Raw genomic sequence first — 23,285 nt, 5'->3', positions numbered from 1 at the left:
AGTGCAGGTGCACAGTCACTGGAGGTCGCACCCTTCTCAAATCGAAACACCTGGGACGGAGCGCATTTGCTGCGAGCCTATGCGCGTCCGCGGCTCTTGCCGAGCGGCACCTCCATTGGGGCAGAGAGCTCGGCGTATCTCGCAGCCTCGACCGGCTATGCAGTCATCCGCCACGAAGAGGCTTCGAGCCTGCTGGATGAAGCCTTGCCTGACCAGGACATGGTTGCCCTTCTACATTACGATCTCGACCGTGAACTGCCGGTGCTGTGTGCAGCACTGGACGGAATGTCCTTCTACATCGGTATCCTTGGTAGCCGCAAGATGCACGATCGGCGCTCCGAGGCGCTGAAAGATCTTAGATGGCATCGTCGAAATAGAACGCATCGAGGCACCAATCCGCGTGATTGCCAAGGCTCGGGATGCAAACACCCTCGCCCTCTCCGTGCTCGGAGACGTTGCCTACGGGGTTTCGCTTAGGATGCGCAATGAGGAGACGCTTTTTTGGATAGTGGGTTGCATGGGTATCGGCGGAGCGGTTTGGGCCCGAGCCCGTGCTTTGGAGGCTGGCTGTTGAAAGAGGTTGCCTCATTCACCCTCCACGTCAACGGCGCCGTCATCGCCGTCGAAGCGGGTGGCGCAACGCCACTTCTCTATATTCTCCGAAACGATCTCTGCCTCAACGGCCCCAAATATGGTTGCGGGCTCGGTGAGTGCGGCGCCTGCGCGGTGCTGGTGGATGGCAGGCCCGTTCGCTCATGCACCGTGCCGCTGAAGGCGTTGGGCAACAGGCAGGTGACGACGCTGGAGGGCCTGGCAAAGTCTGGCTGTCTGCATGTCGTACAGCGCGCCTTCATCGAGGAGGCCGCCGCACAGTGCGGATACTGCCTGAACGGCATGATCATTGCCATCGTCGGGCTGCTGGAAGCCAACCCCGAGCCTGACGAAACCGATATTCGTGAAGCTCTTCGGCATCATCTCTGCCGCTGTGGCACCCATATGGAAATACTCGCTGCGGCACGCCGCGCCGTCGCCTACGCCAAAGCTGATCGCGCAGTCGGCGCATCGGCAGAGGCACGAAACGAGGTTTCGCCATGAACACCCAACGCGAAGCGCCGAAATCCTCCTATTTCTTGAACTCCGACATTCTTCTTGTCGTTTCGGACAAACTCCAGGGCGACGAGGCCGAGCTCTACATCGCCATCGACCGGGACGGTCGCGTCAAAGCTTTCAACGGCCATGTCGATCTCGGAACGGGTATCCGCACATCGCTGGCGCAGATCGTCGCGGAGGAACTGGACGTACCCTTCGAGCATGTGGATATGGTGCTGGGAGCGACTTCTGCGGCGCCTAACCAAGGTGCCACGATTGCGAGCGAGACGATCCAGATCACGGCGGTGCCCCTGAGGCAGGCCGCCGCGACCGCGCGACACCATCTGATGGCGAAGGCTGCGGCCCTGAAGAACACGGCGGTCGAACATCTCATCCTGCATGACGGCATCATACGCGCCGACGGCGGAGAGAACTGGAGCCTCACCTTCGCAGAGCTCGTGGCCGGCGAGCATGTGCGACTGTCGATCGATGCGACAGCGGCGCTGAAGCTTGCATCGACCTACCGGATCGTCGGCGTCTCGCTGCCACGGGTGGACATACCGGCAAAAGCAACCGGTGAATGGACCTACGTGCACGACGTGCGCGTGCCCGGCATGCTGCATGGCCGCGTCATCCGGCCGCTCTATGCCGGTTTCGATCACGGCGAGCACGTCGGCAACAGTCTGATCTCCATAGATGAAGGCTCGATCGCCCACATCGACGGAGTCGTCGGCGTCGTGGCCATCGGTGATTTCGTCGGCGTCGTCGCAACGCGCGAAGAAATCGCCATGGAGGCTGCAAAGACGCTTGTTGTTGTGTGGCGCGCTCCGCCGGAACGGCCGGATCTGAATGCGCCGGAGATGGCGCTACGCGCCAACACCTCAACCCCGCGCAAGCTGATCGATCGGGGCAACGTCGATATGGCGCTGGACGGCAGTGCCGAGCCGATGAACCGCACCTATGTCTGGCCCTACCAGATGCACGGCTCGATCGGTCCGTCATGCGCAGTGGCGGATTATGGCGATAACGGACTGACCGTCTGGTCCGGCACGCAAAATCCCTTTCCGATGCGCCGTGATCTGGCGCTGCTCCTGGATATGCCGGAAGATCGGATACTGGTGGAACGTCTGGAGGCGGCCGGCTGCTATGGCCGCAACTGCGCCGACGATGTCACCGCCGATGCAGCACTTCTGTCCCGGGCAGTCCGGGCGCCCGTACGCGTCCAACTGACACGCGAACAGGAGCATGCATGGGAACCGAAGGGGGCAGCGCAGGTGATGGACGTGCGCGGCGGTCTCGATCTGGAAGGCGGTCCATCCGCCTATGATTTCGAAACGCGCTATCCGTCCAATCTCGCGCCAACCCTGTCGCTGATCCTGACAGGCAAGGTGCCACCGGTATCGGATGTGGTCCAGATGGGCGACCGCACGGCGATCCCGCCCTATGCCTACGGCAATCTACGGGTCACCGTGCACGACATGCCGCCGATCGCGCGCGCCTCGTGGTTTCGCGGCGTCTCGGCCATGCCGAATATCTTCGCGCATGAATGCTATATCGACGAGCTTGCGGCCGCGGCCGGAGTCGACCCCATCGAATACCGTCTGCGCTACCTGCACGATACCCGCGCGGTCGACCTGGTTCATGCGCTTGCGGAACGGGCCAATTGGGTACCTCACACCAAATGGGGCACGCTCGGTGGCGAAGGGGACCTGCTCTACGGGCGGGGTTTTGCCTATGCCGTCTATATCCACGGTCCCTTCCCCGGCAAGGCGGCTGCCTGGGTGGCCGACGTTGCGGTCAACACCAAGACCGGCGAGATCGCGGTGACGAAGGTAACGTGCGCGCAGGATTCCGGGATGATGATCAATCCCGACGGCGTCAAGCACCAGATCCATGGCAACGTCATCCAGTCGACCAGCCGCGTGTTGAAGGAGCGCGTCGAATTCTCCTCCACCGCCGTTACCTCGAAGGAGTGGGGTGGTTATCCGCTGATCACTTTCCCGGAATTGCCCGATATCGACGTGCTGATGGTGCCGCGTCAGGACGAGCCGCCGCTGGGTGTCGGCGAATCCGCCTCTGTCCCCAGTGCCTCGGCCATTGCCAACGCGGTCTACGATGCGACTGGCATCCGTTTCCGCGAACTGCCGCTGACACCGGAGCTGGTGCTGTCGGCACTAAGGGGCGATGCGTCCGCAGCGCCGACCACGACGTCTGCGCCCAAGAAGCGATGGTGGAACTTCGGTCTGTCTGCGGCTGGTGCCGTGGCGGCGATCGCCGGCCTGGCGACGATGGCGTCGCCCTGGCGCCCGGCCATCGCCACCATCGAGAGGCCCGATACGAACGTCTACAGCGCCGCCACCATCGAGCGAGGTAGGCTGGCCGCGGCAGTCGGCGCCTGCAATGTCTGCCATGTGGGCAGTGACGGAACGCCCTTTGCCGGCGGGCGGCGGTTCGATACTGCCTTCGGGACTGTCTACGCGACCAATATCACCCCGGACGTGACCAACGGTATCGGGGGCTGGTCCTATCCGGCCTTCGAGCGTGCCATGCGCGAGGGCATCAGCCGCGATGGCCATCACCTCTACCCGGCCCATCCCTATACATCGTTTGCCGGTGCGGAAGATGCGGACCTACAGGCGCTCTATGCATACTTGATGACGCAAACAGCAGTCTCCGAAAAGGCGCCAGAGACGAGGCTCAAATTCCCTTATGGCATCCGGATGATGATGGCCGGATGGAATGCGCTCTTCCTGAAATCGTCGCCGATGACTTACGACAAGACGCGTGATGCCACCTTGAACCGGGGGGCCTATCTCGTGGAGACGCTTGGCCACTGCTCCGCCTGCCACAGTGAACGCAATGCGCTGGGTGCCGAAAAGACGGGAACCGCCCACCTGTCCGGCGGCTTTGTCGATGGTTGGCAGGCCCCTGCCCTCAATGCGATGGCCAAGGGGCCCGTCGGCTGGACGGAAGACGCCTTCTATGACTACCTGCGCCGCGGCCATTCGCGTGACCATGGCAGTGCCGCCGGTCCGATGGCCCATGTGGTGGAGGTCATGCAGCCGCTCCCAGATTCGGATATCCGCGCGATGGCAAACTATCTTTCCAGCCTCAACGGGGACGGCGATCCCGCCAGGGCCGCGGCTCAAAGGCAGACCGCCATTGCTGCCAGCGACAGCGCTACGCGCGACGCAGCGTTGGTTTCGCCGAAGGGCGAGCGGATCTTCAACGGCGCTTGTGCTACCTGCCATGCCGGCAACACAGTCCTGTCATCTCTGGCGCTTAACAGCAACCTGCATGCCGATACGCCCAACAATGTCATCCAGGCGATCCTCGGCGGCGTCGAGGCGCCGGCGATCCTCGCCGCGACGACAGGGCGCGAGGCACCCGAAGTCATGTCGATGCCGTCATTCCGCAATACGCTGGACGAGAGCCAGCTGAAGGCTCTCACCACCTATCTCCGGGCCCGCTTTGCCCCCGACAAGCCGGCATGGAACGACGCTTCGGCCGCTTTCCAACGCGCGGCCGCCACCGCACACTGAGGAAGACGCTTTACGGGAAACAGCATCCATTGCGGACATCAACAGCAATACTCCTTATGCGGTGGGAAAAGGACGCCGACGATAACATAGGCACGATGGGTCGGCACACGGTATCCGAGGCACATTCGTTGTGGCGGGCAGCGAGCCTTCGTTAACGACGTGGTTTGCTTCGAGAGAAGGCATCAGTGAACTCGCCCAGAATCATGCCCGAAGGGCCGTGCAGACCCGCAAATTGCCTGCGCACAGAGGTGAATTTGTTTGGGCTACACCCTTCTGGAGATCTCATTCGGGCGCCACAGGTGGTCTGATTCTGCTCAACCGCATGGGCCGATTTCACTCCAAGGAGCATGAAGCCGCCGGATTGTGTTCGTTGAATATGCGTAGTGGAAAGATTTCATGTGAGATCAATCCGCGTCGATTAGAATTCGCCCGGAGATGCCAACCCTTTGAAGGCTGCTAGAGCCCAAGGAGATTTTATGATCGATAGTGTAAGTGAACGGGATATGCGCTTGAAAAGAACGGTTCGTCCGATGGGGGCCCAAGAGCGCCTTCTGTATCTGTATTCCAGACGGCATCACCGACACTTCTGTCTAGTCGGCGAAATTTCGGGTTGTTTTGGTTTTTTGGAATTAGGAGCGGCGCTGTATAAGGCCCAAATGCGTCATCCTCATCTTTGGTATGCGGTCGAAGACGACGACGACGGCCCACATTTCATTGAACATATTCGGCCAGCCCCACTCGAGACGCGCGAGCCCAAAGGTCGAGATGGATGGCGGGGAACTGTCGAGGCAGAGTTGGCCAGACCTTTCGACCCGTGGGTCGCCCCTCTCTTGCGCGTGGCGGTTGTCCAAGCCCAGTCCGAGTCAAGACGTTTTTACGTCGTTTTGACCTTTCATCACGCGATCGCGGACGGCCTTTCCGGTGTTGCGCTCTTGAACGATATTGTGTCGTCGCTGAACGGCAACGAATTGGTCGTTGCCCCACGCAGGCCCTCTGTTGAAGATCTCGTTCGGTGCAGTGAGAACAAACAACCGGGAGACGCTACGGGCCGATCCGTGCAAGATTGCGCGGCAGTCGGCCGAGTTCGAAGTCAGTCATTGTGGAGGCCATTTAGCGGTGACCGACCACAAATTACTTCTGCATCCCTGGATCGTAACACTACCAACGCGTTAATAGAGAACAGCCGAAAGCATGGCACTACCGTGAATGGGGCATTGTCCGCTGCTTTGGCGATGGCGAACGCCGGAAATCACCCTACAGGCAGCTATTCGATCCTGTCGCCTATCAACATCCGGCCGCTCGCCAACGTCGACCCGAACGAGGTCGGATTATTCGTCTCGGTAGCGATAGTTGAACAGCGGTTAGACCTGTTAACGAGCTTCTGGGACACGGCCAGATCGTACTCCGATGCCGTGAGTAAAATGCGAACCAAAGAAAACATCCTGCGAAATATGTGGCGGTTGGAAAGCAGTCTGCCACAAATGGCCACAACTAATGTCGCATGTGGCCTCGCCCGTGGCTACGATGCAGTAATTTCGAACCTCGGATCAATTCACGCGCCACCATCCGGCGGAGTTGCCAAACTGGACGCCGTCTGGGGTCCACTGGTGCTTGGTCGGATTAAGAACGAGCGCATGATCGGCGCGGCAACACTGCAAGGCTCACTGCGCCTGACTGAGGCTCGTCCTATTCATATGCCGGAAAGCCTAGGGTCGACAGCGGCCTTGCTGACCAATGCAGCGCTTTCCAGCACCTAAGGTGCGTCGCCATTGGTAACCTCATATCCCACTACACATCGAAGCTGCGTGCCATACGCATTCTCAGCAACGTCTTCCTACAGAGTACTCCCTGCTGCGGCTTCCTTTCAATGATACTTGTGGCTGCTCTCACGTGACCACGTTTATCATCAGCTCGAAGCGCAGCACCTCTGCATCGATCCTGTGACGTCTACGCAGGGAATCAAGCAGAGTACCCTATCTGTTACCTCCTGATATCCTTCCCCTGCGCCGTCTCAATTTGAATGATCTGATCCACCGTCAGTCTCTGTCGATGGAGTCTTTTAAAGACCCGTCATAGCAAATGGGAAAACCGCTGGAGCCGTCGAGCCTAAACGGTGCGAGCCCGTAAATTTGGCCTTGCGTTGTTGTATCCCTTCACGAAGGCCGTCGAAACAGGCCACGTCTCTCTTTTGCTACCAAGGAGTCACGCCGAGACCGGCGGTTCTATGATCACTGGCTCACCGTGGTCCGTTATCAGGGTCCCGTTGAGATGATCGATCTCGTGCTGAAGACATGTAGCAAGGACGCCTTCGGCTTCGAGTATCTCTCTACCGCCACTCAGATTATCATATTCCACGGTAATCTTCGCTGGTCTAACCACTTCGACCATGGTGTTCGGAATCGACAGACAACCTTCCCTGAAAGTCGAGCATTCATCGGACGCATCGACAATCACTGGATTGATGAAAACCCGAGGATCCCGAGGCGCATCCCGGGCAACGTCTACGACCACGACGCGTTTCAGAATGCCGATCTGCACAGCCGCCAGGCCCGCACCAGATGCGTTGTACATGGTTTCCAGCATGTCATCGACTAAGAGAGCCGTTTCTGCGGCCTCGGGGTCGACCGCACGCGAAACCTGACGAAGTGCGGGGTCAGGTACTGTGATAATTGTCCTTATGGTCATTTCAGTCTCCAATCGTCATCGATCAAAGTGTGTGTGTCAAATTAGCTGATGGGGAGGGTAAAAAGTGCCCACGTTTATTTCACATCGCGAGCGCGCATGTCGGCTTCCCGCGGTTCTAACCGCGTCGATGTAGCAGCTGTGAGAATAACAGATCAACCCAAAAATGATCGAGGTGTGAAGATCAGTCTTTCAAACAGGCATGTGGGCGACGGATGACTATCATCTTCGGAACAGCGTTCAACAGAGCCACCCGTTTCGTGCGTAGCGCGCTTGCGCGCCATAAAATGTGTGAAGAAATAGAAGATTGGGTGGAGCGACGCACCTGTCGATGTAGGCCATATCAAAATGCTTCCGAGCGATCTCGAAACATATACTCGACTGATGATGGCTGTGGGGCCGGCTGGTCGCAAATTTGCAGGATTAGTCCAGCCACTGACCACCCCAACGAGATCACTCTCGCATCGGACCGCATCAAATTTTCACGTTGGCCTTTCTCCATAATCAATCAGCTCACAACCTGAAGTAGGCCAAAACACGACTCACCACGTTCAGCTGCGCGCAAAGCACGCTCTCGACTTCAGCTTGTGGATACATTCTTGTTAGCTATGGGACGATACTGATCCAGCGCCCACGTGAACATTTCGCAACAAAACATCACCCACGGCAACACAGAGATCTGGCATGTATCTCGGGGACCGTACCTGGTGTCCTTTGAGGTTCCAACGAGACGAAGCATCCGTGCCCATAAGACGGAGTTGGCCAATGACACCTATAGTTCTCAAGCGTCGCTCGCGGCCGAGCTATCTACACTTTCAAAGCGTCGGATTGGAGGACACAAATGCCAATGACACGCCGACAGTATCGGTTCGCTCGGCCTCGCTTAGAGATGGCGAAGCCGACTGCACGCTAAAGATTAGCTTGCCAAAACATAGCATCGTTCCGCGACTCAATTCCCAGCGTCATCTTGAAGTATATAATGAAATCAACCATATAGCTCTTCATAAAATCTTCATTTGCCAATTCACGAATTCGTGATCAAGTTTGGTAGGTGACAACACAATACGATTGCATGGGTGAAATATGCGGCAAAATGGCGGATTGTTAGCCAATTGCATAAAACGACTGATGTCTGCCTCCGGGGCCACAAAAGTATGAAGATCAAGCGCATCAAGTTGCTTCCTGATCAGCTTCCCGATGAGCGAAAGCGAGATCTCGGATTTCTAGATGGACAACCCTGTAAAGGCGGCGCTGAAGACGGGCTAGGGAGCGGGAATAGATCATTCGATCATGAACGTGTCTTCCATCTTAAGTGGTGAGTGTGGCCTCGTATGTCATGGTCAGGGAAATTCATCCTTTTAACTCAGCGGATCCCCGCCGCTCTGTCTGGTATTTCCGGCGCTGGTGTAAACGGGACCTCCTAAAATCTGTCGCACGCATCGCCTGAACCGAACGCATGCCGGGTCAGTCTGTCGTGTTGGCAACTAACCGGGACAAGGAGCATATTTTGGACAAACACGACATTTCATACAGACAGATTGTGCCCGGTGAAGGCTCTATTTTCAAACAGATATGGCTACAGGCCTTAAGGTCCACACCATCGTCCTACGCCAGCATTCTTGATGACTGGGAGTCTCTTTCCGAGGATGAATGGAATAGGCGGTTAACTGATCCAGTCTTCGGCGCTTTCCATAGTGGTATCCCTGTGGGATTGATGGGGCTTATTCGCAGGCATCCAGCAAAACTGAAGCACCGGGCTATTATTGTAATGGCTTACGTCCACGCTGACTTCCGGCGAACTGGAACTGCTTCGGCTCTGCTGAACCGTGTTATTTCTTTCGCGAAGGACAAAGGTATTTCGAAACTGGAGCTATGCGTCAGCGGCGAAAATGTATCTGCCATTGCATTCTATCGTAGTCAGCTTTTCTCCGATCTCTGCGTTGTGCCTGGCGGAATTATCGAGAATGGCAAGCCGGTTAAAGAAGTCCAGATGATACGCTCCATCGGTGATTTAGGGTAACGGCTTCCCCCGCAACGCAATTATGCTGCGTCAAGTTACGCGATGCCAATCAATTTGACGGCGCTTATCGAGCCATGCGCCGAGAGTTCCAAGGAGTACTGCATGAAGCGCGTCTTCACTATTCTTCTCGCGGCATTGCTACCCGCCGCCGCGAGTGCAACCGAGCATCGCCAGGGCCCCCTCGCCCTGCCAGCTGTAATCCGTATGCTTGGCAAAGGGCAGCCGGTCGCCGTCACCGTTGATCTCAGTCTTTGCAGCGCGGTACCGAACGATGCAAAGCCAAGCAAAACACGCGGTGGACTACGGATTAACGCATTCAGATTGACGGACGATGGGACGCTTGCCTTTGCTGACGAGCATATGACCATCGATCTCGATGGAAAGCCGATCGTTCAGTTTTTACGATACAAAGTCCACCCAGATAACAGCGCTCAATTTTCTATGACTGTGTTCAGCCTGCCCGCGTACGAACAAAAGGGTACGACAGTCGAATTCAACTGTGCGATGGACCGTGGATTAAGTTTTTTCCCAACGCGCTAATTTGGGTGCACTTAGATGTTTTTGCGTGACAGGCACATCTAACGACGCGGGGAAATTCGCGCCAATTCCGTTGCGAACGTTATTCAACGTGGATCTGCCACCACTGTTACCAGAACACAATGCATGCCTGCTGTCGCCGCTAAAGAACACTAACGCCCTGCCTGACGCGTCGGTTGTGTTTCGGCAGCTGGCCGGAAATTTAGGCGGCGGATGAGCCGAATTAAAGGATATTGATGAATGACCCTAGACAACTCCGCAGAGCGGTCTACGAACTTTCGAGTTCCGGTGCTACCCATTTCAACCCTGAGCGCCGACCCTCATCGCGTCTACCGGCACTACCGAAAGGAGATTCCGTTCATCTTGTCGGAAGCGGGGGTATATCTGATCTTGCGTGCCGACGACGTTCTCAGTCTGTGCAGCGATGCCAAGACACGTCAGGTAGAAACAGAGTTGGTCACCCTGCGCGGCGTTGAGGATGGGCCAATCTGGGAATTCGTGCGAAACGGGATGCTGACGTCGAATGGCGATGTCCATTTGCGCAGACGATCTCCCCTGACCAGGACATTCGCCTTCAAGATGATTGATGCGTTGCGCCCTCTCATTAGACAGACTGTTGCGCAGATCGCCGATACCGCAGCGCCCGATGGTGGCATGGACTTGCTTGAGGACTTTGCCGCTCTTATTCCGGCCAGGATCATTGCGTCGATCTTGGGCCTCCCCCAGGACGATGTGAATAGATTTACAGAGATCGTATACCGTTTCAGTCCGCTCCTGGGCGGATCTTGGCGTGCGCAAGATGTACCGCAGCTTCAACGAGCAGCCGGCGAGCTGAGATCATATGTTGCTGACGTCGTGGCAAAGCGCAGCTACGAAAAAAACAATGACTTTGTGAGCAAACTTCTCTCGGATGTGGAAAGCGACGGATCCTTGTCCGCCGAGGAAGTGATTACCCAGATCATGACTTTGATCGTCGGTGGCAGCGACACGACGCGATCTGCCATCGTCATTCAGCTGGCAGTCCTTCTCCAGCATCCTGAGCAATGGAATGCAGTTTTAGACAATCACGACCTGGTTCCAAAGGCCGTGCTGGAATGCCTTCGTTATGAGCCCGCAATAGGCTCGGTTCCGCGCTTTACCACGACCGATATCGAGTTAGACGGGGCGCTCCTCCCTGCCAATAAAGCTTGCTCGCTAGTGACCATGTCCGCCCTCCGAGACGAGCATCTCTATAACGACCCTGATCGACTGGATATCACAAGAGAGCAATTGAAATGGCATCCGGTATTTGGCGCTGGAGCGCACCGTTGTCTGGGCGAAGCACTGGCAAAAGCTGAGCTGGAAGAGGCATTGACCGTCCTAGCAGAGAGGTTCCCGACCATCAGAGCTGCTGGTGCTTTTCCGAAAGTCACCGGCTTTTCGGGCATCCGAACGGTTCAAAACTTTCCGGTGACTTGGGACGCCAATCGAGCTCGATAGAGCTGGACACCAAGACCTCCGAGCAAGTTCTGGTTTGAACCGATCTTGGCTCCAATAATCTGTTCCAACGCCCTCTGGCGGTGTGGTCAGCAACATGAGTGAAGTAAAAAATTAGGGACTGTGTGATGAATCGTAGAACGTTTTTGGTCAGCACTACGGCATTGGCGGTTGCCGCCAGATTCGTTGGTCTGGGTCCCGCAGCGGCTGCAGGCGAAAAGGCGGAGAAGCCTAACTTAACTATCGGAGTTGGCGGTAAGCCTCTCCTTTACTATCTCCCACTGACAATTGCCGAGCGAAAGGGGTTCTTCGAAGAAGAGGGTCTAAACGTCATCATTAATGACTTTTCCGGTGGCGCCAAATCGCTGCAGGCGCTTATCGGCGGATCGTTAGACGTTGTCGTTGGCGCGTATGAGCACACAATCAGGATGCAGAATAAAGGCCAGGACATTGCTGCTGTCTGCGGCCTCGGCCGTTTTCCTGGGATCGTAATAGCGGTGCGCAAAAGCCTGGCAAGCGACGTTAGATCGGTAAGGGAGCTGAAAGGTAGGAAGATGGCTGTAACGGCGCCGGGTTCATCGACCGCGCTCATGCTCCAATATGCTTTGATAAAAAATGGCCTGAAGGCGGACGATGTCGCATTGGTCGGCACGGGTGGGGGAGCCAGCGCCTTGGCTGCACTCAAGAGTGGCGAAGTTGACGGCCTTTCCTATGTGGACCCCGTCATTGCCCAGCTCGAACGCGAGGGCGAAGTCCAAATTTTGATTGATACGAGAACCGAGGCTGGGACCCGCGAGCTGTTCGGAGGCCCTAATCCCGCCGCATCAGTCTATACGACCCGTAGTTTTATTGAGGCTAATCCTATCACCATCCAGAAGCTTGTTAACGCCTTCCTCAAGGCGCTCAAATTTATCCAAGCTTCAACGCCTGAGGATATCGCCGCAGCCGTTCCGCAGGAGTATTTGATGGGCGACAAAAGCCTCTACGTCGAAGCTTTTTTAGAAATTCGAGGGAAATGTACTCACTCGATGGGATGGTGACAGAGGAAGGCTACAAATCGATGATGAGTGTATTGAAAACACTTGATCCGGAACTTGCAAATAGCGACGTGCCATTCAGTAGGACGTTCGATCCATCCTTTGTAAAATCTTCAATGCGGTAGTGAAGCAGCGAATACGACTGTGCTGCGGTCAGTCCTGGACGAACGCGCATGTCGATGTCAGCGAACTAATCGGGCATCAAATGTGTGCGGCGCAAGCAGCACCGTGCATTCTCATTTCTCCCGCGATAAGCGGCTGGATGCGGCGGCCCCACACAATCTAAAGGAGGCGCTGTAGCCGGGCTGCGATGCGTAGACCGCAACTGTGCCGAATGATGCCTTTAGCCCCCTGTCATGTGAGATTGAGATTCTTCAATGAAGCTAGTATTTCCTCTTACGGCGTCGCTCCTTACAGCCGTGACGCAGTCACCGACCGAGGCGGACGTCCAGGCACTGCACCTTCGCTCGCCCGTCGCTCCACCGATGAAAACTGCCGAATTCGGCGGTCCGATTGGCCCCTCTGACATCATGCAGTTACAGGACATGCGTCATTTGGAAATGTCGCCTGATGGTAAGACAATATTGTTTGTCGTCCAACGGCAAGTGGCGACGTTCGGCTCTGACCAGCAAAGGATATGGTTCGTGCCGACCGACGGCAGCGAACCCGCGCGTGAGCTCGTCAACGGTGCTGGTGTTGACAACACACCGCGCTGGTCTCCGGACGGTGAAATAATCGCGTTCCTGTCGAACCGCAGGAGTAAAGGAACGACGGGAACCGATATGTCGACCGCAGGCAAGCCCGACGAATCCAGCCGGCCTGAAGGCCAAGCCGATGGATCGCCGCCAGCTGTTTTGGACGCCGGGGGCAAACAGACCCGCCAGCTTTGGAAGGTTGGGCGCAATGGTGGCGAACCAGTGCCGCTCACCGCAGTGCCATATGACATTACTGATTTCGCATGGTCGCCCGACGGGACAAAGATTGCCTTTCTAAGTGCTGATCCAGATACACCGGGGGAAAAGGCAGATCGTGAGGCGAAGCGTGACTGGGTCGAGTTGGACAAGGCTGGCCACATGTCCCGCCTTTGGGTTCTGGATCTTTTGAGCCACGAGGCGCAACCTGTCTCGCCAGAAACTGTCAACGTCAGTAAAATGGCGTGGTCTCCGGATGGAAAACGCATGGCGGTCCGTATCGCGGATACGAGCGCGATCAATGATTATTTCTACCATTCGCGGATCACCACTTTTGATTTCGAGAACGGCACATTCGGCAAGACGCTCATTGAACATGCCGCGGAAGGCCCGTTTTGGGCACCCGACGGCACTGCTATCCTCGCCTCGGAAATTCTCACGCCGGGATTCATTGGCACGGCCCCCCGCGTTTACAACTTTGCGACAAATACACTCACTAAGCTCGTCGACGACTACGCGGGGTTGTTGACGCGATTGCAATGGGCTGCGGATAGCCGCTCCATCCTCGCCCTGTCATTTGAGGAGACGCAATCCAGATTAGTCAGATTCGCAGCGACTGGGAACGGGCGTGTCACGCGGCTTGCCACTTTGGAAGGTGAGGCTTTCGACCTCACGACTAGTCGAGATGATCGCCTCGTCGCGGTTGCGCTGTCGAGCCCTGAGCGACCCGCCGACGTATGGACCATCGCCGGCAAACAGATCCGTCCAATCACGATGATCAATCCGCAAGTCGCCCACTGGAAATGTGGCAAGGTCAGTCAAATATCTTGGACCAATAGCCGTGACGGCAAACGGATCTATGGTGTCCTCGTTACGCCGCCCGACTACACTCCTGGGAGCCCGATCAAGACAGTCATCCAAATTCACGGCGGTCCCGAATGGGCGTGGTGGGCGGGGTGGCTCGGCAGCTGGCACGAATGGGCGCAAATGCTGGCGACGAATGGCTATGCCGTATTGCTGCCCAATCCGCGCGGCTCGGACGGTCAAGGCACGGCCTTTGCGCGAGCGATTGGGCATGACTGGGGCGGAATGGACTATCAAGATGTGATTGACGGCGTTGACATGCTCGTCGCCATGAAGATTTCAGACCCTTCGCGCCTCGGCATCGGCGGATGGAGCTATGGCGGGTTCATGGCGGCCTGGGCGGTGACGCACAGCGAGCGCTTCAAGGCAGCAGTGGTCGGTGCTGCTCCAACCAACATGACTACGATGGCGCGCATTACCGACACGCCCGACTACACCATGGGTTATTTCGGCGAGCCATCCGCGCACCTTGCCGATCTCGATAGGGTATCGCCCGTGCGGATGTTGGAAAACGTTCATACGCCAGTGCTGGTACTGCACGGCGAGGCAGATACGCGAGTGCCGATAGCGCTTGGTCTGGAGTTCTACCGAGGACTAAGACTCCTTGGCAAACCCGTTAAGATGATCAGCTATCCACGGGAAGCTCACTGGTTTAGCGAGCCCGAGCATCAGTTGGATATCCAGCGTCGCGTACTCGATTGGTTTGATAGACACCTCTAGGTGAGAGAAACGAATGCCGAGCAACTCTGCGTTCGACTGACGCACCTAAGCCATGGGGCCCAGGTCAATGCGTTGATCAACACGCTGAAGGCGGCTGAAATCACCGATTGCTGTACAACGCTCACGCCCTTATCGCCACAAGGCGGAACAGTTTATCACCAGCGTCTTTCATGCACATGATGGGGCTCAAATAGACACATTTCCACACACGCTGTTTGTTCGGCTCGGAGCCGACGGAAAAATCCTATGTGCTGTAGGCACTCGCTTCACACACAGTGGTTTTTTCCCAGCGATATCTGAGCGAGCCCGATCGAGAAAGCCATCTTCAGAATCGCCCGCACCCCGCCAATCGCGGTCAACGATTGAAGCTGGAGGATAACCTCCTTCGACTTGCCTATCTCCTGTTTGAGCATGCGTCTGAAACGGAGGCTATCGAGCTCGACCGGGCGATTATTGCCGAAGCGATCCGTTTCCCCAATCTCCGGCTATAGCGTGGCATCATTGAAGACCGCTTAAGCCTATTTATGAAGGGCATCCGCCCGCAAAGTCGTGTGCCTGTCTCCATATCAGACACTCACTTATCAGCAATCTGTGGCGCCTCGTCCGATTGATGCTTAGAAGGATCCTTGCTGAACTTCATGACGAAGGCAAAAAAGACCGGAACGAAAAAGATTGCTAGGACAGTGGCGGAGATCATGCCGCCAAGGACGCCGGTCCCAATTGCAGCTTGGCTGCCGGAGCCCGCGCCTGTGGCAATGGCCAAGGGCACTACCCCCAGAGCGAAGGCGAGTGAGGTCATCAGGATTGGCCGGAAACGAAGATGTGCCGCCTCTATTGCCGCGTCGAACGTCGACTTTCCCTTGGCCCGAAGATCCTTCGCGAACTCGATGATCAGGATGGCGTTCTTGGCGGAAAGCCCCATGATGGTGATTAGGCCGACCTTGAAGTAGATGTCGTTCGGCATGTCGCGCAGCATTACCGCACCGACCGCGCCAATGACGCCGAGCGGGATGACAAGCAGTACCGAAAGCGGAATTGCCCAGCTTTCGTACAGCGCCGCAAGGCAAAGGAATACCAGAATGACGGACAGGCCCAGCAACATCGGGACCTGAGAGCCGGATTGGATTTCCTGCAGTGACTGGCCACTCCACTCATAGCCGAAGCCCGGCGGCAGGGTATTGGCAATCCGTTCGACCTCGGTGATAGCCTCACCGGAGGAAAAGCCTGCAGCCGCCTGTCCACTGAGACGGACGGCCGGGAAACCGTTGTATCCGACGATCTGCGTCGTGCCTCTCGTAAAGGCGTAGCTTGCAAAGGCTGAGATTGGCACCATACCTCCATTTGAATTTCTCACCGTCAACTTCATCACATCGAAGATCGTGCTGCGTTTGTTCGCATCGGCCTGCACGGTGACCCTCTGCATGCGTCCCGCGTTGGGGAAGTCATTGACATAGGACGAGCCGAGACTAGTGCTGATCGTCTTGTTGATATCGGCGAATGTGACGCCATAGGTGTTTGCCTTCTCGCGATCGATAGTCAGTACGGTTTGCGGCGCATCGGCGAGGCCCTCGACCATGACGCCAGCGAGGATCTGGCTCTTGGCTGCTTCCGCCATGAATTGGTCACGCGCGGCATTCAAAGCTTCAGTCCCCTGGTTGCCACGATCTTGAAGGCGGAACGCAAAACCATTCGATGTGCCAAGACCCGAAATAGCTGGCGGCGACATTGCATAGGCTGTCGAGTCCATAATGGCCCGAAATCCGGAATTGAACTTGGCCGATAGAGCCTGTGCCGACTGCTCCGCGGTCCTCTCGCTCCAGTCTCTCAGGGTGATGAAAGACAGTCCGGCATTCTCGCCCGACCCGGAGAAGCTGAAGCCGCTAATTGCGACCACGCGGTCCACGGATGGTTCGGACGTCACAACATTCTCCATCAGCTTGATGGAGCCGAGTGTTCGCTCAGCCGTAGCATCTGCCGGCCCCTGGATCTGGGCCAGCAGCGTGCCCTGATCTTCGTCCGGCAGGAAGGAAGACGGCAGTTGCAGGAACATCCAGGCGGTCGCAGCGGCGACGGCGAGATAAATCAGCATGGTACTACCCGACCGTCTGAGCAGGCCCGCGACCCAACCGCTATATTTGTTGGAGCCTCTGTCGAAAGCACGATTAAACCAACCGAAGAAGCCTTTCTTGGTATGAGCTTCGCCCTTCTGGACAGGCTTTAGAAACGTCGCACAAAGCGCTGGTGTAAGCGTCAGGGCCAGGAAAGCCGAAAAGAGGATCGACGATACCATCGTCAGCGAGAACTGCTTGTAGATTACGCCAACGGCGCCTGGAAAAAAGGCCATTGGCACGAAGACAGCAGTCAACACCAAGGTAATCCCAATCACGGCCCCGGTAATTTGAGTCATCGCCTTCTTCGTTGCTTCCCTTGGGTGGAGCCCCTCCTCCATCATGATCCGCTCGACATTCTCAACGACAACGATCGCGTCATCAACGAGGATGCCGATCGCAAGAACCATACCGAACATCGTCAGCACATTGATCGAGAACCCGAGCGTGTACATCACGCCGCATGCACCAAGAAGCGCGACTGGTACGACGATCGTAGGTATGATGGTGTACCGGATATTCTGGAGGAAGAGGAACATGACGAGGAAGACGAGGACCATCGCCTCGGCAAGCGTCATCAGCACCTGTTCAATAGAGATGTAGACGAACGGTGTGGTGTCGTAAGGTACCGAATACTCGATGTCTTCGGGAAGCGAGGACGCCAGCTGCGCCAGCCGCGCTTTGATGGCGGTAGCGGTGGTCAGCGCGTTGCCGCCGGGTGCAAGCTCAATCGAAGCGCCTGCAGCCGCTTTTCCGTCGATCCGCACCGAGGTGGCATAGCTGTCGGCGCCAACTTCAATTCGCGCCACGTCACGCAAACGTACCGCGGAGCCGTCGGTATCAGCGCGCAATACGATCTGACCGAACTCGTCCGGTGACGTCAACTGGCCCTTGATGAGCAAGGATCCCGTGACGCGCCTGTCCGTCTGGGAGGGCGCTGCTCCGAGGCGGCCGGCCGCAACCTTCGCGTTTTGAGCTTGAATGGCATTTGTAACATCGGCTGGTGTTAAACTGAGACCGAGTAGCTTGTCCGGATCAAGCCAGACCCTCATCGCGCGCTCACTTCCAAACAGTTGCACCTTGCCAACACCTGGAACGCGCCGCAATTCATTGGCGACGTTGCGGCTCATGTAGTCACCAAGCGCGATACCGTCCATTGTACCCCTCTTCGATTGCAAGGCGACCAGAAGCAGAATGCCACCACCTGCGGTGTCCACGCTGATCCCTTGTTGAACGATGGAGGACGGTAGTCGAGCCTCTACACGGCGCACCCGGTTCTGGACCTCAACCGCGGCTGTTTCCGGCGCCGTTCCAGGCGCAAATGTTACGGTTATGCTAATTCCGCCCTGGGCATTCGACGTGGATTCGTAATAAAGAAGACCGGGAATGCCGTTGAGCTCCTCCTCCACCAAACGTGTTACGCCCTCGTAGGTGTCTTCGGGGGAGGCCCCGGGATAGGTTGCGGAGATCGTGATCTGCGGCGGCGCTACATTCGGATACTGTGAGATCGGCAACAACGTCAGTGAAATTGCGCCAGCCAGTATGATGCCGATGGAAAGCACCCACGCAAAAACTGGGCGGTCGATGAAGAATGCGGCGAGCACGGATCAGCCCTCCTTTTTTATGGGGGCGTCAGCCCTGGATGGCTTGCTCCATGGTTCAGTCTTAACCGCCTGCCCGGGGGTGACCTTCTGGAAACCTTCGACAATGACTTTGTCTCCAGCCAAAAGTCCCTTGATAACCACCCAGCGGCCCTCGAAGATCCAACCAAGCGTCACCTCGCGGATTTCGACCTTGTCTTGCGCATTCACGATATATAGCCGCGGCTTTCCGGTGGTGTCGCGCTGGACGGACTGCTCGGGAACGGCGAACGCTCCTTCAAGAGCGCCTTGTTGAAGGTTTGAGCGAACAAACATGCCCGGTAGCAGGTTTCGCTCTGGGTTAGGAAACTCACCACGCAGGATTAGCTGGCCGGTCTGCGCGTTGACGCTCACCTCAGAAAACAGGAGTTTGCCGTCATGCGGATAGGTACGCCCTTGCTCCGTCACCAGCTTAATGCTGACGCTGCCTGCCGCATCTTCTTTGAGGTCGCCGCTCCTGATAGCGTTGCGCAGAAGGATTAACGTGTCGGCCGGCTGTGTGAAGTCCGCATAAATCGGATCGATTTGCTGGATTGTCGCCATGACATCCGAAGTCGGGCTGACTAACGTACCCTCCGTGACCAAAGCTCGACCGATGTTGCCGGTGATTGGAGCCTTGATTTGTGTATACTGCAGTTCTAATTGCGCCGATCGAAGGTCAGCCTGGGCGCGAGAAACGTCAGCGTTGCTTTGTGCCAATTGTCCTACGGCAGTTTCACTGTCGTCAGCGCTGGCAACACCTTTCTGCTGTAGCTGGGTCAGCCTCTCGGCTTTTTGCCCTGCCAGCTTGCGGGCCGCGAGGGCTGCGTCGAGCGTGGCCTGCGCTGAATCCACCTTCGCCTGAAACGGCGCCGGGTCGATGACGTACAGCAGGTCACCTTCTGTAACATTTGTCCCTTGCTCGAAGATACGTCGAAGCACGAGACCGGTAATCCGCGGGCGGACATCTGCTGTGATCATCGGCGATACCCGACCCGGTAGCTCGCTGATCACGGGGATGGTCTCAGGCTTGGCTTCCACGATCGAAACCGCGAGGGGCAGTTCTACAGCCTGCTTTTGTTCTCCCTCTTTTTCTGTACACGCTGCCAGCGATAGAATGGCACAGGCCAAGAAGGCCAAACGGAGGGGCTTTGTCACATCGTGCATGGGTGGTCCTAAGAAGGAATGGTCCGAAAGAGCAAACCGTTGGTGTCTAAAACGCGGTCGTAACGCAACGGCGGCATTGCGCTCCGACTGCCAGAATTGCCGGACCGCCGGCGCAGCCGGTCTGGAAACCCGCCCGGGGAGGCATGGGACAGGCCTCCCCGGGCGAGCATGACCAATATGCTGCCGATTACCGCACAATAGGCCATGACAGGAGGTCTCGGTGCTAGATCGGTGACCGAGCTTGCCGAGGATGACCAAGTACCAGCTTAAGCTGTGAGTTTGGATGCTATTTTGTTATTAAATGTTGCGGCGGTGATGGGTGCGTTGCGTTTAGAAGTCGCGCGAAAGCTTACTTTGAAAGAGCTGGTATCCGAGCAGCGGCAAACGTAGCAAAGCGATGCCGCAATCGTCACGACGGCATCGGCATTAGGGATAGACAATGCCGGTGGCAAGTGACGGGGCCTTTGAGAACCGATGCGCTAGCTTCCGACAGTGGATATGAGGCCGCTTTTCTACATGCTCGGACAGGTGCATTCGCAGTCCAACTGAGCTCAATTACACAGGCGGCAATCCGCGTAAAATAACCATTGTAACGTTGTAACGTCCAACTTGACTAATAATCGATCGTTGGTAATTTTAACCGCCGAATTGAACGGCCTGCCGCTTGAAACGTTCAACCTCCGAAAGCAAGGCAATTAACTTCTTGCTTGAAATCTCCCGCCGAAAAAGCACCGACCCACCTCTCTCGATTTCGCTTTTGGCCAATCCAATGCCGATTATGCCAACGGAATGGCCGAAGCCGTCGTGAAAATCTTCAAGCGCGACTGTGTCTCGGTCAATTCCATCCCGGACGCCGAAACGGTCATCGCCCAACTGCCATTGTGGTTCGAGCACTAAAACAGGCTTCACTCGCACAAAGCATTGGGGTATCGATTCCTGCGCGAGTTCTTAACCGTCAAACAGAAATCTGATCCTGTACGGTTTTTATGGGGCAACTCCAGGGTTCGAGCAGTTGGAGCAAGCGCTTGAGGATCAGTTGATCGCCGCCGCCAAGTCGTCCACAGCTAGTCACATTTAATCATCGCTTCACAGGCGGAACCCTAAACAATCCAATAAAAAAAGCTTTGCCTCACTACGTGGGCTTCGAGCCGTAAGCTGCAAGGAATGTCTTCACGGCGCCCCTGATCACTCGCTCGATCTCGACATCCTCAGGCGGCGCATTCATGGTGCCGAATAGACGGAGTTTGAAGAAGCTACCACTACACAGATCGAGGTATTGACCAGCAGCAAGCTCCAGATCTTCGATCTCGAGATCACCTTCTTTGGAGTGCCGTAACAGAAAATCCTGCAGAACGCTGCGTAGGTTCTCGGGTCCTTTGAATATACGCGTGCAAAGAGATGGCATTCGATCTCGCACGCCAAGTACGGTTCGCAACGCTGTTATCACTGTCTCATCCGTTATGTGTCTTACAAAGGTCACACCGAAATCATAAAGGCCGCCATTTACGTCGCCATGTTCTGCGAGAGTCATCCGCATGGTCGCAATGAAGGTGGCTCGTTGCCTTTCAATAGTTGCGGAAAATAGTTCTTCCTTGTTATCAAAATACACATACAACGTGCCTTTGGAGACACCTGCTTGGCGCCTTACGTCGTCCATGCTCGCCGCGTCGAAGCCAAGGCGCATGAAGACTTGATCGGCTCCATCCAGAATTTTCTTACGCTTAATAGGGTCTTCACCCGCCGGCCAGCGTCCGGATGCTTGAACCGTAGTCTTTTCTTGTTTCAATTTACGTCGACCGCTAATTTTCCAATATTTATAATTTAGTCTCGCTGTTGAAGCCGCGCCATCCGGCTAAGACGGGATCATTGTCATGCTAAACCTTTCCTATCAAAATACCGAAAGACACATTGGCTAAACAGCTAATTAAGAGGCGCCACCTCGGCCAGATAGAACGTAGTCATCTCAGATATATGAAATTCCTTGCTCGCGAGACAGCACGTCAAAAATTGAAAGAAGTTTTCGCGTCGCTTCAATCTAAACCGGCAGAGCAGACGTCTTCTCATCGAAAACGGCATACTGCTGAGACTTTCGGCTCTCAGTCTCTGCTTCAAGCAATTAGTCCGACTGCTCGGAGGACCCGTTTGAAGATATTAACGATTGCGCATGCACGAGGCGGCGTTCTGCCGTCCTGCGGAATGACAACAACCTCTGCTTTAGCGACTGTTGTTTGTGGAGTGAATGATGTCATTAGACCCCAACTCCAAGCGGTGTGCACAGTCGCAGAAATTCCCATTTCGAGCATAAGTGGCGCGCGCTGACCGTAGCCACTCTTGGTTTCGGTCGGGAACCCGTGACCCATCCCGATAATGTGGTAGTGGTCGATGACGCGCCGCCCGGACGCGTCAAGCCAAGATTGCCGGCGGTGACCTTCCACCTCTGTCGCTGTCGTCGCTTCGGCCTCAAGGATATTTCGCCACTGTTCGACGATAGCGAAAGAATTTGCGTCTACAACTGTATCATCGCTAGTTCCATGCCAAACCGACAACGTCGGCCATGGCCCCTGATGGGAGGACGCCGTGCGAATGCTACCTTCTAGGGCCAACGCTGAGGGAAGTTCATGGCCCCGCATGCGGTCAAATGCCTCGGGTACAGTCGATGCCACACCATAAGGAAGACCTGATATTATTGCTCCTCCCGCAAAGACCTCCGGATAGGTTGCGAGCAAGGCATTTGCCATCGCTCCACCTGCAGACAGTCCAACCACATAGACTCGTGCTGCGTCAACCTCATGATTTGTAATCAGGCTGGCGATCATTTGTCGTATCGAGAGGACTTCCCCGCTGTCGCGGGTAACATCCTCCGGATTGAACCAGTTGAAACACAGTGTGGCGTTATTGGAAGAGCACTGCTCGGGGAAGAGAACAGCAAAGCCGTAGCGACACGCCAGTTCCGACCATCCCGATCCACGATCGTAATCCGCAGCCGTCTGTAAGCAAGCATGTAGCCCAACAACGAGAGCGGGAGCCGCGTGAGCCTTCTGCGGCATTTGATACCAACCTTGGAGCTCTCCGGGATTGCTTCCAAACGACTCAAGTTTCTCAAGCGTAGTAGCTATCGGCTTGCTGCTCACGAGAGAGGCTTGATACCGTCGCAGCCGCCTTATTGTGTCGGATATTGATCGCATAATAACTCCTCATCAACGCCTAGGACCAAGCACCTAAGTTGTTTAGATAAACGCCGAGATTGTCGCCGCTCAAAAGTTTAACGACAATGACGGAATAACCAGGTTGAAAATTTAAAGCCCTTGATCTCTGCGACGTAAATGATGCGGCGAAGAGATATCTCCCGGTTCTAACTCCATTAGTCAGTCAGTTGGGTCGCTAGCTGATCGAGCGTCCGACGAAAGTGTGCTTGGTTAAGCCGTTCAATTCAGTGAGCCTTTGCGCGATCTATGCGGTGCGCCGTCGCGGGAACTACTATGTTGCAAAACTATGTTGCGGAGTGTTGTTTTA

Annotated in this window: 13 protein-coding genes and 2 pseudogenes; 10 read left to right on the top strand and 5 right to left on the bottom strand. The window is 56.2% G+C overall.

What is annotated here, in order from left to right; translation table 11 throughout:
• The first annotated feature begins 570 nt into the window (after positions 1 to 570).
• From PR018_RS20405 to PR018_RS20395, 3 genes are all read left to right on the top strand, one after another.
• The gene (locus PR018_RS20405) at positions 571 to 1,095 is read left to right on the top strand and encodes a (2Fe-2S)-binding protein (RefSeq protein ID WP_279621458.1); all 525 of its coding nucleotides are present in this window, start codon (positions 571 to 573) and stop codon (positions 1,093 to 1,095) included.
• A complete protein-coding gene (locus PR018_RS20400; protein ID WP_279621457.1) occupies positions 1,092 to 4,631 on the top strand; it encodes a molybdopterin cofactor-binding domain-containing protein in 3,540 nt (1,179 codons plus the stop codon). The genes PR018_RS20405 and PR018_RS20400 overlap by 4 nt, the downstream gene beginning before the upstream one ends.
• A gap of 476 nt (positions 4,632 to 5,107) precedes the next feature.
• Positions 5,108 to 6,388: a phthiocerol/phthiodiolone dimycocerosyl transferase family protein gene (locus PR018_RS20395; protein WP_142832425.1), complete on the top strand. Its 1,281-nt coding sequence runs from the start codon at positions 5,108 to 5,110 to the stop codon at positions 6,386 to 6,388.
• 445 nt (positions 6,389 to 6,833) lie between these two features.
• On the opposite strand, the gene def is transcribed toward PR018_RS20395, so the two are convergent.
• Positions 6,834 to 7,316: a peptide deformylase gene (gene def / locus PR018_RS20390; RefSeq protein ID WP_142832426.1), complete on the bottom strand. Its 483-nt coding sequence runs from the start codon at positions 7,314 to 7,316 to the stop codon at positions 6,834 to 6,836.
• A gap of 1,504 nt (positions 7,317 to 8,820) precedes the next feature.
• On the opposite strand from def, the gene PR018_RS20385 reads away from it, so the two are divergent.
• From PR018_RS20385 to PR018_RS28500, 6 genes and pseudogenes are all read left to right on the top strand, one after another.
• Positions 8,821 to 9,333, top strand: coding sequence for a GNAT family N-acetyltransferase (locus PR018_RS20385; RefSeq protein WP_244615585.1), 513 nt, complete (start codon positions 8,821 to 8,823; stop codon positions 9,331 to 9,333).
• A gap of 102 nt (positions 9,334 to 9,435) precedes the next feature.
• Entirely contained in the window at positions 9,436 to 9,873 is a 438-nt protein-coding gene (locus PR018_RS20380) for a VirK family protein (protein WP_142832428.1), read from the top strand.
• 237 nt (positions 9,874 to 10,110) lie between these two features.
• Positions 10,111 to 11,349, top strand: a complete 1,239-nt coding sequence (locus PR018_RS20375; RefSeq protein WP_142832429.1) for a cytochrome P450 — start codon at positions 10,111 to 10,113, stop codon at positions 11,347 to 11,349.
• A 125-nt stretch (positions 11,350 to 11,474) separates the two neighbouring features.
• A pseudogene (locus PR018_RS20370) lies at positions 11,475 to 12,508 on the top strand (ABC transporter substrate-binding protein).
• 360 nt (positions 12,509 to 12,868) lie between these two features.
• Positions 12,869 to 14,878 (top strand): S9 family peptidase, encoded by a 2,010-nt coding sequence (locus PR018_RS20365; RefSeq protein WP_161991120.1) that lies wholly within the window; start codon positions 12,869 to 12,871, stop codon positions 14,876 to 14,878.
• 94 nt (positions 14,879 to 14,972) lie between these two features.
• Positions 14,973 to 15,257 (top strand): thermostable hemolysin, encoded by a 285-nt coding sequence (locus PR018_RS28500; protein ID WP_142832435.1) that lies wholly within the window; start codon positions 14,973 to 14,975, stop codon positions 15,255 to 15,257.
• Between the two features lie 195 nt (positions 15,258 to 15,452).
• Here the strand turns inward: PR018_RS28500 and PR018_RS20360 are convergent, their stop codons facing one another.
• Complete coding sequence (locus tag PR018_RS20360) at positions 15,453 to 18,590, bottom strand: efflux RND transporter permease subunit (protein WP_142832431.1); 3,138 nt, start codon at positions 18,588 to 18,590, stop codon at positions 15,453 to 15,455.
• Between the two features lie 3 nt (positions 18,591 to 18,593).
• Entirely contained in the window at positions 18,594 to 19,772 is a 1,179-nt protein-coding gene (locus PR018_RS20355) for an efflux RND transporter periplasmic adaptor subunit (RefSeq protein ID WP_142832432.1), read from the bottom strand.
• Positions 19,773 to 20,552: 780 nt separating this feature from the next.
• On the opposite strand from PR018_RS20355, the pseudogene PR018_RS20345 reads away from it, so the two are divergent.
• Positions 20,553 to 20,741 (top strand): annotated as a pseudogene (locus tag PR018_RS20345) (IS3 family transposase); the annotation flags it as partial.
• A gap of 163 nt (positions 20,742 to 20,904) precedes the next feature.
• On the opposite strand, the gene PR018_RS20340 reads toward PR018_RS20345, so the two are convergent.
• Both PR018_RS20340 and PR018_RS20335 read right to left on the bottom strand, forming a co-directional pair.
• Positions 20,905 to 21,558, bottom strand: a complete 654-nt coding sequence (locus PR018_RS20340) for a TetR/AcrR family transcriptional regulator (RefSeq protein WP_244615586.1) — start codon at positions 21,556 to 21,558, stop codon at positions 20,905 to 20,907.
• A 322-nt stretch (positions 21,559 to 21,880) separates the two neighbouring features.
• Entirely contained in the window at positions 21,881 to 22,957 is a 1,077-nt protein-coding gene (locus PR018_RS20335; RefSeq protein ID WP_142832434.1) for an extracellular catalytic domain type 1 short-chain-length polyhydroxyalkanoate depolymerase, read from the bottom strand.
• Between the last annotated feature and the right edge of the window lie 328 nt (positions 22,958 to 23,285).

The organism is Rhizobium rhododendri, from assembly GCF_007000325.2.
GTDB lineage: Bacteria > Pseudomonadota > Alphaproteobacteria > Rhizobiales > Rhizobiaceae > Rhizobium > Rhizobium rhododendri.
This window is presented reverse-complemented; position numbering and strand designations above follow the sequence as displayed.